Consider the following 11884-nt stretch of genomic DNA (forward strand, 5'->3'; position numbering starts at 1 on the left):
GAAGCCTCGGGCATGGATTGCCGCTGCGCATGTCAATGGGGTTGGATGCACTCCTCGCGCGCTCCCCGTCCCTGTAGGGAGCAACGCATGACCGCGCCTGGCGCGTGCGCCCTCGTCCAGTCATCAGCGCTGGTGAACCTGTGATGACATGCCTCGATGGTTGAGTTTGCGACGTGGGGCATGTGATGATGCGCGCAAACGTCTGTGTCACCATTGGCCCTGGCCGGCTTCGAGCTGTCGCTGCTGTCCCGCATGGGGATTCCAAGTGCTCAATCGCTGCGTGGTGGATCGCCGTGGGCATGCAAGGATCCTGTCTTAAGTCATGTCGCCGTGGCTATTGTCAAGCGGCACCCGCCTGTTTCTGCCGATCCGGCCCTTCGCGACGATGCGCTTATACAGAATAGTCCGGATATGGACGGCAGCTATCTGCAACCGGATCCCGCGGCTCGGGCGACCGAATGCCGTCTCTGCCCGACCTCTTTCACCGTTTCGTCTCATTGGCCGGATCGCTTGGCGGTGCCATTGCTGATCGGCGATGTCGTCAGGGGCGATGGCCAGGTTGCGGTCTCTATGATGCCCCGCCGCTCCCGACCCGATGATAGCGATTCGCCAACTGCCACCGAGGGATTTGATCAAGATGACAAGCGGTCTGAAGACGAAACTGAATCTGGCACTCATCCTCGTGGTCTCGGTGGTGCTGGTCAGCTATGGCGTCTGGGACGTGATGCGGGTCGAGGCTACCGAGACGGCGCGTCAGCAGCATGACATCACCGCCGCCTTCGAGCGGCTGGAGACCGGTCTGCCCAAACCGCTGTGGGATTTCGCGATGGCCACGGTCGATGACATCCTGCGTGGCGAGATGGGGCATCCCGCGATCGTCGCCGTGGCCGTCGAGGGGGTGGATGGCGAGTTCGTCGCCGGCTTTTCCGCTCGGCCCGAGGTCGCCTCGATTGAGCGCATGCCACAGCCCGAGGGCGTGGATGTGGTCTCGCGCGAGCTGGTCTATACCGGTAACGGGCTGGAGAATCCGTTGGGCAGGGTGTCGCTCTTCGTCTCGCCCGAGCCGCTGCGCCAGGCCGTGCACGAGGCGCTGGTGCGCAACGTGTTGATCGTGCTCGTGCTCAACCTGGTGCTGGTGGTCTCGGTGAGCTTCGCCCTGACCCGATTGGTGCTGAAGCCGCTGGCCGGGATCTTGACGCGGGTGCGCGATATCGCCGAGGGCGAGGGCGACCTCAGCAAGCAGGTCGAGAGCGACCGCGCCGATGAACTCGGAGAGCTGGCACAGGCGCTCAACCGTTTCATCGGCTCGATCCGCGAGATCGTCATCGAGGTCGAGACGGTGATCGGCGGGTTGAGCGGCACTGCGCAGCGCACCAGTGACACCGCAGGCGATCTCAGCCGTCAGCTCGCCCAGCAGCAGGAAGACCTTTATATGCTCACCACCGCGCTCAACGAGTTCAGCGCGACCGCCGACGAGGTGGCGCGCAACGCCGCGCTGGTGGCCGAGGCTGGAGAAGAGGCTGGTACGCGTGCCGGCTCCGGTCTCGATCAGGTGCGCGCGGCCAATCTGTCCAACGGTGAGCTGGCAGAGAGCGTCGATCAGGCCGCCGATGTGATCGGTGAACTGCGCCAGAGCACCGAGGCGATCACCGGCATCCTCGATGTGATCTGCGGCATCGCCGATCAGACCAACCTGCTCGCGCTCAACGCCGCGATTGAGGCGGCGCGCGCCGGTGAGGCGGGGCGCGGCTTCGCGGTGGTGGCTGACGAGGTGCGGGTGTTGTCGCAGCGTACCCAGGAGTCGACGACGCAGATCCAGGAGACCATCGCCGGTCTGCAGCGGCGCACCGAACAAGCGGTGAGCGCGATGGAAGCGGGGCGGGCGAAGTCGCGCCATAGTGTCGACCAGGCCTCCGCCGCTGGTCAGGCGTTCGAGGAGATCGATGCCGCGATCAAGCGAATCATCGAGATGATGAGCAGCGTGGCTACCGCCGCCGAGCAGCAGAGCGCCACGGTCGCCGAGATCGAGCGCAACGTTGGCAATATTCAGCAGGTCCACGAGCGCACCGTCGCCGCCTCGCAGACCACGAGCGACTCGGGCGAGGGGTTGGCGGCCAGCGTGACGCGATTGCGCGCGCTGTTTGGTAAGTTCCGGCTCTGAGCGACCCTGGACGGCCACGGGAGGCTCGTCCATTTCATCAGGAGGCGCCCGTCGGTGCCCGGATCGGTGTCGGCCAGGCAGGGCGGACGCTGCTCCGCTCCCAATGGATTTGGGTGCGCGCGAGGTTTCGCGCCACCGTCACGCCTTCCGGTGTGACGTCTCACAAGGGATCCGAGTTGATCTCAGCCAGGGGCGGGCCATCGTGGCGCCCGCTCGCGGACCGGGTGCAATTCCGTGCGTGACTCGGGGGGTGCGCTCTCCCGAAATGGCCCGCTCAATCGCGTGGCCAGGTGCGGTGTTGCGCCCATGTCTCAACAGCCAGAGAAATACATGCAGAAACAAGACAACGACACCATCAAGCATGCCGCCCTCGCCGCCGTTCTGGGGGCCACGCTCGCCGGTCCGGCGCACGCGGACTGGTCGGCGACCTTCACCGGCGTCTCCGATTATCTGTTCAACGGCGTCACCCAGACCGGCCACAAGCCGGCGCTCCAGGCCAGTCTCGACTGGGCCGGGGAGAGCGGCATCTACGGTGGCGCCTGGGCCTCGAACGTCGACTTCGACGACGACACCCATGTCGAGTTCGATACCTATCTCGGCTATGCCACCGAGTTCGACACCGGGATCAGTCTCGACACCGGGGTGGCCGTCTACACCTATCACGGCGCCACCCACAGCAGCGACGGCAACTACCCTGAGGCCTACGTCAAGCTCGGCTACGCCGGCTTCAACCTCAATGTCTGGTACACCTACGATTATTTCGGCCTCGACGTCGGCCACGTGGTGGTGATGCTGCGCAAGGACCTCCAGATCAACGACGACTGGTCGGTCTCGGCCTGGGTCGACCGTTCGACCAGCCTCGATAGCGATCGCTTCGCCTGGGACGAGGGCGAGGACAGCTATCTCCACTGGCAGGTGATGGCCAACCGCTCGTGGCAGGATTTCGACTTCTCGCTCGGGGTCAGTGGCACCGATTTGAGCTATGCGGCGGGCGACACCCGTGTGCTGTTCAGCGTCTCACGGAGCTTCGCCCTGTAGCCATCTCTAAGGAGGACTCATGAACGGCAAGGTGTTGGCAGCCCTGTTGGGCATGCTGGTTGCGGCCCCGGCCGCCGCCGAAACGGTACGGATGACCTCGCTCGAATGGCCACCCTATTCGGGTGCCGAGCTGCCGCAACAGGGGGCGGTGATCGCGGTGGCGCGGGCGGCCTTTGCTGCCATGGGCGATGAACTGATCGTCGAGTTCTACCCCTGGTCGCGGGCGGTGAAGCTGGTGACGACCCCGGGCACGGGGTTCGTCGCCTACCTGCCCGAGTATGCCTACGAGAGCGAGGAGTTCACCTTCTCCGAGCCACTCGGGTACGGGCCACTGGGGTTGGTGGAGCGCAGCGCCGAGCCGGTCGTTTGGGAAACGATCGAGGATCTCGAGCGTTATCGCATCGGCGTGGTGCAGGGCTATGTCAATACCGCGGCGTTCGATGCCGCCGTCGCCGAGGAGCGCATCCAGGTCGAGACGGTGGTCTCGGATGCGCAGAACGCACGCAAGGTGGCCGCCGAGCGCCTCGATGCCGCGGTGATCGACAGCCATGTGCTCGATTATCTGCTGGCGCGCGATCCGTTGCTCGAACCGGTTGAGCCCGGGGCGGTGCGGATGAACGCCCGGCTGCTCGAGTCCAAGGCACTGCTTGCGGCCTTTCGTAACGGGCCCGAGGGCGATCGCTGGCGTCAGACCCTCAACGAGGGGCTGAAACGGATCGATGCCGAGGCCATGCTGCGTGAGTACCTGATGCGCGACTGGTCGCGCTGAGCGCGCCGCCTGAGCCGTTGGCCGGGGATCATCCCCGGCCCGATGCGCGCCCCGTCGGACCCGGTCCGGCGGGGCGCGTCTCGTTCAGCCGGCCTTGGGCGCGACCCCGGCGCGCGTCAGCAGCAGCTCGGTGAGCAGCGCCACCGGGCGACCGGTGCCGCCCTTCTCCTTGCCGCCGAGCCAGGCGGTGCCGGCGATGTCGATGTGCGCCCAGCGGTAGTCCTTGGTGAAGCGCGAGAGGAAGCAGGCGGCGGTGATGGCACCGCCCTCGCGACCCCCGACGTTGGTCATGTCGGCGAAGTTGCTGTCGAGCTGGGGCTGGTAGTCGTCCCACAGCGGCATCCGCCAGGCGCGGTCGCCGGCGCGGTCGCCGGCGCCGAGGATCTCCTCGGCCAGCGCGTCATCGGCGGTGAACAGTCCCGATGCGTGGGCGCCGAGTGCGATCACGCAGGCGCCGGTGAGGGTGGCCAGGTCGATCACCAGCTCGGGGTCGAAGCGCTTGCTGTAGGTGAGCGCATCGCAGAGGATCAGCCGGCCCTCGGCGTCGGTGTTGAGGATCTCGATGGTCTGGCCCGACATGCTGGTGACGATGTCGCCGGGCTTGTTGGCGGCGCCGTCGGGCAGGTTCTCCGAGGCCGGCACCACGCCGATCAGGTTGATCGGCAGGCCCAGCGCGCAGGCCGCCTGCAGCGCGCCGAACACGCTCGCCCCGCCGCACATGTCGTACTTCATCTCGTCCATCTGCGCTGCGGGCTTGAGCGAGATGCCCCCGGCGTCGAAGGTCAGCCCCTTGCCGACCAGCACCACCGGCTTGGCGTCCTCGGCGCCGCCGCGGTAGTGCATCACGATCAGCTTCGCCGGCTGGCGGCTGCCGCGCGAGACCGAGAGCAGGGCGCCCATGCCGAGCTCGGCCATCGCCGCCTCGTCGAGGATCTCGGTGGTGAGCTTGGGATGATCGGCGGCCAGCGTCTCGGCCTGCTCGGCGAGATAGCTCGGGGTGCAGATGTTGCCCGGCAGGTTGCCGAGTTCGCGCGCCAGCGCGACGCCATCGCCGATCGCCCGACCATGGGCGATCGCCTGCTCGGCCTCGGTCTGCTGCGCCTTCTTCTCGACCCACAGCGCGAGGCGCTTGAGCGTGACCTTGGGCAGCTTGTCGGTGTCCTTGGTGCGGCTGTAGCGATAGTCGCGCGCGGCGGCGGCGACCACGATGTCGCGCAGCGCCAGATAGCGATCGGCCTCGCGCGGCAGTGGCTCGGCGAGGGTGCACAGCGCCTCGCCGGCGTTGAGCTGGGCGAGGGCGTCGACCGCCGCGGTGACGGCCTTGCGTTGGGCGGCGCGGTCGAACTCCTTGCGCTTGCCGCAACCGACCAGCAACACCCGCTCGGCGGCCACCCCGGGCAGGCCGTAGAGCAGCAGGGTGCGACCGTTCTCGCCGCTCATGTCGCCCTTCTTCAGCAGCGCGGTGAGCTGGCCGTCGCAGGCCTTGTCGACGGCCTCGGCGGGGGCGCCGAGCCTGTGCTTCTCGAACACGCCGAGGACGAGACAGGGGGTCTTCTGCTTGGCGAGGTCGCCGGTCTTGATCTTGAATTCCATGCTGGACTCCTGCAATGGCGGCACGGATCGGCAGCCCGGTCGGGTGCCGCAGCCGGGGCCGCGAGAGGTGTGTACTCGACGTGCATCATCCGGCGTCGTCGGGGCGATCGGGTGAGGGTCGGCCCGCGCGCGGATGTTAGGATGTGGGCATCGAGTCTACCGGAAGAAATGCGCGTGCTGAAACTCGGCCTCCTGGCCCCCTGTTCGTCTCGCATCGCCCGTCGGGGGCGGGGCTGAGCGATGCGGATCATCGATCGCTACCTCGGTGGCGCCGTCGTCGTCGGCACCCTGGTGACGCTCGGGGTGTTGCTGCCCCTGCTCGGGTTCTTCGTCCTTGCCGATGAGATGGAAGCCGCCGGAGTCGACGGCTTCGGCTTCGGCGGGGCCATGACCTTCATGTTGTTGAGCCTGCCGGGCTATGCCTATCAGCTCTTTCCCATCGCCACCCTGATCGGTGCCCTGGTCGGCCTGGGCACGTTGGCGAGCCGCTCGGAGCTGGTGGCGCTGCGCGCCGCCGGGGTGTCGGTGGCGCAGATCGTGCGCGCGGCGATGCTCGGCGGGGTGCTGCTGGCGCTGCTGGCGGTGGTGCTCGGCGAGGTGCTCGCGCCGCTGGCCGAGCAGCGCGGCGCCGAGCTCAGGCGCGAGGCGCTCTCCGGTGAGGTGGCGCAGCAGACCGCCGACGGCTTCTGGGCGGTCGACGACGGCGCCTATGTCAATATCCGCGAGATCCGCTCCGGCACCAGCCTGAGCGATATCTCGATCTTCCAGGTCGATGCCGCCGCCGGCACCCTGGTGTCGACCCATGCCGACGGGGCGCGCTATGTCGACGATGGCTGGGTGCTGCAGGGCATCGCGCGCAGTCGGGTGCGGCCCGACGGGGTGGAGGTCGAGCGCATCGCCCAGGCGCGCTGGGACTCGATGCTCGACCCGGGACTGCTCAAGGTGGTGGTGGCCGAGCCCCAGGCGCTGCCGGTGTGGGGGCTCTACAAATACATCCGCTTCATGCGCGTCAATGGTCAGGACGCCGGCGCCTACGAGGTCGCCTTCTGGGGCAAGGTGCTGCACCCGGTGCTGACGCTGTCGATGATCTTCGTGGCGATCCCGATCCTGCTCGGCTCGGCGCGCAGCTCGGGGATGGGGCGGCGGATCTTCGCCGGGGTGTTGATCGGCATCCTGTACTATCTGATCAGCCGGACGCTGGCCTATCTGGCGCTGCTCTTCGGCTTGAGCCCGCTGCTTGCGGCACTGGCCCCGCCGTTGCTGTTCAGCGCCGGGGCGATGGTGCTGCTGCGCCGGGTCGGCTGAACGCACCGGGCGCCGCGCGGCGCCCGGTGCGACGCTTCACTGCTTGGCGACCAGCACCAGTCGGGTCTGCGACTTGCGATCGTGCCAGGCGAGCTTGTCACCGTCGAACAGGCTCCACAGCAGCCCCAGGCCGGCCGGCAGCAGGCTGACGAAGGCCCAGCCGAAACGCTTGATCGCCGCGCCGGTGGTCAGCGGCTGGCCCTCGTCGGTGAGCACGCGCAGGCGCCAGGCGCGCATCCCCAGGGTCTGACCGCCGTGGGTCCAGAAGTAGACGAAGAAGGCGCCGACCACGGCCACCAGGATCAGGCGCATCAGGTTGAGCGCCAGGGCGTTGTGGTAGTAGTCGCTGCCGGTGATCAGCCCATAGGGGATGGAGACGAGCCCGGTGGCGATCATCAGGATGCCGACCAGCAGCAGGCCGTCGTAGCAGATCGCGCCGAGACGTCGCAGCAGGGAAGGGGTCTGGGCGCGGGTGATATCGAAGTCCATGGTGTCCATTGGTGTGTTTTGGTTGTTTGAGTTGAGTTGCCAAGCTTGAAGCGGATCGTCATTAAACCATTTTTGTTCCGTCTGTTGCGACGCGTGCCGATGCCACTGATCTCGATCGTGGTGGGGCTGACGGCGGGGCTCGTGGTGTGGGCGATGCTCGAGCAGATCCAGAGTCGGCAGGTCAACAAGATCTTCGGCCAGGAGCTCGAGGCACAGCTCGAACTGCGCGCCCGCGAGAGCCTGATCCGCTTCGATCGCTATCTCTCGAGCTATGCCGCCACCACCCGGCTGCTGGCCAACTATCAGCGTCTCTCGGAGTATCTGGAGCCCTTGTTCTGGTCGCGCGAGACGACCGACCCGCCGGTGCTCTACAAGGAGTTCCGCCCGCACTGGCTGCCCGACTTCTTCGAGCGCGACGCCCTCAGCCCGCCGAGCCATGTGCTGCTCACCGATGTCGAGGGGCGGGTGCGCGAGCTCTATCAGGCCGGCGATCGCCCGGTGCCCGAGCGTCTCGCCGTACAGGTGCCCTCCAACCTGCTCGACACCCGCGACGTGCGTACCGTGATCGATCGTCTCGGCGAGCAGCTCTATCTGATCGTCAGCGACTCGGTGATCGACGCCGGGGGCTACGACATGGGACATCTGGTGGTGCTGGTGCCGGTCGACGACGACTTCCTCGCCGCCTCGCAGCGCGGGGTCGACGTCGGTCGCGCCGCGGTGGCGCTGGTCGACGGCGACGACCAGCGCATCGTCGCCAGCCTCGATACCGCGAGCCTGCCGCCGGGCACCACGCTCGATCGTTGGCACGCGCTCTACGTCATCACCTCCCAGACCCTGCCCGAGTACGAGGGCGCCGATTCCAATCTGCTGTTCGCCACCTTCGTCTCGCAGGCGGCGGTGGAGAAGATGTCGCGCCACGTGAGCATCTTCGAGCGGCGCCAGCGCGGGATCGCCGCGGCGGTGTTCATCATCGTCTTCACCGCGGTGATCTATCTCGTCTCCTCGCGGCTGAACAAGGTGCTCAAGCGGATGACGCGCTTCTCCCAGCGCGCCCTCGGCATCGCCGAGCCCGGCTTCGACTACCATGGCGGCAACCAGCTGGTGCTGCTCGAGGAGTGGATCCAGCACTTCAGTCAGCTGGTACTGGCCGCGCGCGACGAGATGAACCGTCGTCATCAGGCCGAGATGCGCGAGAGCGAGGCGCTCAAGGCGGCGATGATGGAGGCCTCGCTCGATGCCATCGTCACCCTCGACCACGCCGGTCACGTCATCGAGTTCAACCCCGCCGCCGAGCGTCTGCTCGGCCATCGTCGTCAACATGCGTTGGGGCTGGTGTTCGTGCGCGACTGTCTGCCCGAGACCGCACGCGAGGGCTTCAGCGTGTTGCTCGAGCGCTCGCGTCGTCCCGACGCCGGACCCCAGGGGCGCGGCGAGCTGCGCGCGCTGCGCGCCGACGGCGAGCAGGTGCCGGTGGAGATCTCGATCGCCCCGATCGTGCTCGAGTCCGAGCGGTTCTACACCCTCTATATCCACGACATCACCGAGCGCAAGCAGGCCGAGCAGGAGATCAAGGGGTTGGCGCGCTTCGCCAGCGAGAGCCCCAACCCCATCCTGCGCGTCACCGCCAGCGGGCTGCTGGTCTATGCCAACAACGCCTCGCGTCCGCTGCTCACCGCCTGGGCGGCGCAGCCCGGCGACCTGCTCCCCGAGCCGTGGCGCGCCGAGGTCGCCCAGGCGCTCGATGACGCCGAGCAGCGCGAGTGCGAGCTCGAGGTCGCCGGTCAGCTGTTCTCGCTGCTGTTCGCGCCCATCGCCGACCTCGGCTATGTCAACATCTACGCCCGCGACATCACCGCGGTGCGCCGTGCCGAGCAGGAGTCGCGCCAGCACCAGGCCGAGCTGGTCCATGTCTGTCGTCTCAGCACCATGGGCGAGGTGGCCACCGGCATGGCCCATGAGCTCAACCAGCCGCTCGCGGCGATCGTCAACTATGCCAGCGGCTGTACGCGGCGGCTGCAGGGCGGGGCGGGCGAGACCGAGGCGCTGATCGGCGCCATGGGGCAGATCACCGCCCAGGCGCAGCGCGCCAGCGAGATCATCCGCCGGCTGCGCGCCCTGGTCGGCAAGCAACCGCCGATCCGCGCCCAGGCCGATCTCAACCACCTGGTGCGCGAGGTCTGCTCCTTCGTCGAGTTCGAGACCCGGCGCCTGGATCTGGCGATCGCGCTGGCGCTGGCCCCCGAGCCGATCCCGGTGCGGGTCGATCTGGTCCAGGTCGAACAGGTGCTGCTCAATTTGGTGCGCAACGCGCTCGACGCCCTCGAAGAGGTCGACGCGTTCACGCGGCAGCTGAGCATCCGCACCTGGCAGGAAGCCGGCGAGGCGCGGGTAGCGATCCGCGACAGCGGCCCGGGCATCGTCCCGGAGCGCATCGAGGAGCTGTTCGACGCCTTCGTCACCACCAAGGAGAGCGGCATGGGGATGGGGCTGGCGATCAGCCAGACCATCATCGAGAATCACGAGGGCCGCATCTGGGCCGAGTCGATGCCCGGGCGCGGTTCGACCTTCTTCATCGCGCTGCCGCTCGCCGCCGCCGAGGCGGAGGAGACGGCGCAGCAACCATCGCAAGTTGGGAATAGCAATGCATCATGACGCGACCGTGTTCGTCGTCGACGACGACCAGGCCATGCGCACCTCGTTGCAGTGGCTGATCGAGTCCACGGGGATGTCGGTACAGACCTTCGAATCGGCCGACGCCTTCCTCGCCAACCACTACCCGGGGCGCGCCGGCTGCCTGCTGCTCGACGTGCGCATGCCGGGGATGAGCGGGCTGGAGCTGCAGAGCTATCTCGCCCGCGAGGGTTACCGTCTGCCGGTGATCCTGATCACCGGCCACGGCGACGTGACCATGGCGGTCAAGGCGATGAAGGCCGGCGCCTTCGACTTCATCGAGAAGCCCTTCCACGACGAGGACCTGCTCGACAGCATCCGCAACGCCCTCGACTACGACGAGCGCCACCGCGCCTCCCAGGCCACCCGCGCCCAGATCGCCATGCGCCTGGCCGAACTCACCCCGCGCGAGCACGAGGTCATGGCGATGGTCACCGACGGCAAGTCCAACAAGGAGATCGCCGCCGCGCTCGGCGTCAGCGCCAAGACCGTCGAGGCCCACCGCGCCCGGGTGATGGAAAAGATGCGCGCCGGCTCACTCGCCGAACTCGTCCGCATGGCCCTGATCGCCGCCCCCGAAGCAACGCTCTGAGCGCCGTACGTTTTGTACGAAAAGTAATGCCTGAGGCATCTGCGGATGCAAGCAAGCGTGAATATTGCCGAGAAGCTGATCGCCAACTTGTCGTAACGGGTGGCGATTCGTTAGCAGAACTTGAGCCAGCCGAACAACCGCTCGATGATATTACGCTTGCGATAGCTGGGCTTGTTGAGTGTCCGAGGGCGGCCGGGCTTGGGTTTGCGCACGCCCTTGCGCTGTGGGATCACCGGACGGATGCCGCGCCGATCGCAATAGCGGCGTAAGTCCTCGGCATCGTAGCGCTTGTCGGCGAGCAGTTGGCGGCAGCGGGAGCGCGGGCGATCTCGGTGAGCGCTGGGCAAGCGGACCTGATCGAGGAGCGTTTGGGCATAGCGAATGTCGCTGTGCTGGCCTGTGGAGAGCAGAAAATTCAAAGGGACACCCTTGGCGTCGCAGAGCAGATCGATCAGCCCATCCTCGCGCAGGCGGGTTTGCAATCGCTCCCGGACCTTGGTGAAGGTGCCGTCGTCACGCTAGTCGCGAAACCGCTGGTAGACCGTCGACCAGGGACCGAAACGCTGGGCAGGTTACGCCACGCTGCCCCCGAGCACAGTACCCAGAAGATGCCGTTGAGCATCAGGCGGCCATCCCGGCGCGGGCGACCGGTATGCTGCGGACGGGAAAACAGATCGGCGATCAACTCCCAGGCGTCTTCTGGGAGTTCGCAGCGTCTCGACACCTGACATCTTCTTCTGCAAGAACGAGGTCAGTGTAACAAGCAGAGTTTTCGTACAGAACGTCGCGAGCGCGAGCATGGGCTCATGCTTAAATCAATTCTGATAGTGCGTGTACTTTTTTGCGCTGCCTTTCACTTGGTCTGCGGGATATTTCTCCGCATTTTTCTCCATTTTCTCCCGGCATACCGCTTCGATATCCACATCTAGCTTGCCCGCCAGCCGAATCAGATAGAGCTGGACATCGGCAATTTCCTCGCGCACTGCGGCCAATTGTAGCTCATCTAGCTCCCTCGACTGCGCCTCGGTCAACCACTGGAAGCACTCCTGCAACTCAGCTGCCTCTACCGTCAGCGCCATGGCTAGGTTCTTGGGCGAGTGGAACTGGTCCCAGTCGCGCTCGGCGGCAAACTGATCCATGGCATCACGGAACTGCTTGAACGGATCTGACATCTCTAGAATCACCTTACTCTGCAGTATCGGATAGCGGTGGCATGCCTACTCTGCTGTTCGCTATCCAGTCGACATCGGCATAGGCAACCATTCAG

Annotated in this window: 9 protein-coding genes and 1 pseudogene; 6 read left to right on the forward strand and 4 right to left on the reverse strand. The window is 66.6% G+C overall.

Annotated elements, in window-relative coordinates; genetic code table 11:
• Positions 1-637: 637 nt before the first annotated feature.
• The 3 genes from EDC29_RS05225 (at position 638) to EDC29_RS05235 (ending at position 3968) form a co-directional block, all read left to right on the forward strand.
• On the forward strand, positions 638-2161 hold the full coding sequence (locus EDC29_RS05225) for a methyl-accepting chemotaxis protein (protein ID WP_165913437.1): 1524 nt from the start codon (positions 638-640) through the stop codon (positions 2159-2161).
• A gap of 330 nt (positions 2162-2491) precedes the next feature.
• Positions 2492-3199, forward strand: a complete 708-nt coding sequence (locus EDC29_RS05230; protein ID WP_123139625.1) for a TorF family putative porin — start codon at positions 2492-2494, stop codon at positions 3197-3199.
• Between the two features lie 19 nt (positions 3200-3218).
• Positions 3219-3968, forward strand: a complete 750-nt coding sequence (locus EDC29_RS05235) for a substrate-binding periplasmic protein (protein WP_123139626.1) — start codon at positions 3219-3221, stop codon at positions 3966-3968.
• An 84-nt stretch (positions 3969-4052) separates the two neighbouring features.
• Here EDC29_RS05235 and EDC29_RS05240 read toward each other — a convergent pair whose 3' ends face one another.
• A complete protein-coding gene (locus EDC29_RS05240) occupies positions 4053-5561 on the reverse strand; it encodes a leucyl aminopeptidase (protein ID WP_132228870.1) in 1509 nt (502 codons plus the stop codon).
• 240 nt (positions 5562-5801) lie between these two features.
• On the opposite strand from EDC29_RS05240, the gene lptG reads away from it, so the two are divergent.
• A complete protein-coding gene (gene lptG, locus EDC29_RS05245; protein WP_132228872.1) occupies positions 5802-6866 on the forward strand; it encodes an LPS export ABC transporter permease LptG in 1065 nt (354 codons plus the stop codon).
• 36 nt (positions 6867-6902) lie between these two features.
• Here lptG and EDC29_RS05250 read toward each other — a convergent pair whose 3' ends face one another.
• Positions 6903-7355, reverse strand: coding sequence for an RDD family protein (locus EDC29_RS05250; protein ID WP_165913438.1), 453 nt, complete (start codon positions 7353-7355; stop codon positions 6903-6905).
• Between the two features lie 99 nt (positions 7356-7454).
• Here EDC29_RS05250 and EDC29_RS05255 point away from each other — a divergent pair, with 99 nt between their 5' ends.
• Positions 7455-10007 carry a PAS domain-containing sensor histidine kinase gene (locus EDC29_RS05255; RefSeq protein WP_132228873.1) on the forward strand — a complete coding sequence of 851 codons (2553 nt, stop codon included), beginning with the start codon at positions 7455-7457 and terminating at the stop codon, positions 10005-10007.
• Positions 9997-10617: a response regulator transcription factor gene (locus EDC29_RS05260; protein ID WP_062271942.1), complete on the forward strand. Its 621-nt coding sequence runs from the start codon at positions 9997-9999 to the stop codon at positions 10615-10617. The genes EDC29_RS05255 and EDC29_RS05260 overlap by 11 nt, the downstream gene beginning before the upstream one ends.
• A gap of 8 nt (positions 10618-10625) precedes the next feature.
• Here the strand turns inward: EDC29_RS05260 and EDC29_RS05265 are convergent.
• Both EDC29_RS05265 and EDC29_RS05270 read right to left on the reverse strand, forming a co-directional pair.
• Positions 10626-11341: pseudogene (locus EDC29_RS05265) on the reverse strand (IS5 family transposase); the annotation flags it as partial.
• A gap of 91 nt (positions 11342-11432) precedes the next feature.
• Positions 11433-11789: a nucleotide pyrophosphohydrolase gene (locus EDC29_RS05270; protein ID WP_123139761.1), complete on the reverse strand. Its 357-nt coding sequence runs from the start codon at positions 11787-11789 to the stop codon at positions 11433-11435.
• Positions 11790-11884: the final 95 nt, after the last annotated feature.

It is taken from the genome of Marichromatium gracile, assembly GCF_004343155.1.
GTDB lineage: Bacteria > Pseudomonadota > Gammaproteobacteria > Chromatiales > Chromatiaceae > Marichromatium > Marichromatium gracile.

What these genes read in the sequence shown, in the direction of transcription:
- EDC29_RS05260 (WP_062271942.1), top strand. Translation starts at nt 9,997, where the DNA reads ATGCATCATGACGCGACCGTGTTCGTCGTCGACGACGACCAGGCCATG.
- EDC29_RS05225 (WP_165913437.1), top strand. Translation starts at nt 638, where the DNA reads ATGACAAGCGGTCTGAAGACGAAACTGAATCTGGCACTCATCCTCGTG.
- EDC29_RS05235 (WP_123139626.1), top strand. Translation starts at nt 3,219, where the DNA reads ATGAACGGCAAGGTGTTGGCAGCCCTGTTGGGCATGCTGGTTGCGGCC.
- EDC29_RS05250 (WP_165913438.1), bottom strand. Translation starts at nt 7,355, where the DNA reads ATGGACTTCGATATCACCCGCGCCCAGACCCCTTCCCTGCTGCGACGT.
- EDC29_RS05255 (WP_132228873.1), top strand. Translation starts at nt 7,455, where the DNA reads ATGCCACTGATCTCGATCGTGGTGGGGCTGACGGCGGGGCTCGTGGTG.
- EDC29_RS05230 (WP_123139625.1), top strand. Translation starts at nt 2,492, where the DNA reads ATGCAGAAACAAGACAACGACACCATCAAGCATGCCGCCCTCGCCGCC.
- lptG (WP_132228872.1), top strand. Translation starts at nt 5,802, where the DNA reads ATGCGGATCATCGATCGCTACCTCGGTGGCGCCGTCGTCGTCGGCACC.
- EDC29_RS05240 (WP_132228870.1), bottom strand. Translation starts at nt 5,561, where the DNA reads ATGGAATTCAAGATCAAGACCGGCGACCTCGCCAAGCAGAAGACCCCC.
- EDC29_RS05270 (WP_123139761.1), bottom strand. Translation starts at nt 11,789, where the DNA reads ATGTCAGATCCGTTCAAGCAGTTCCGTGATGCCATGGATCAGTTTGCC.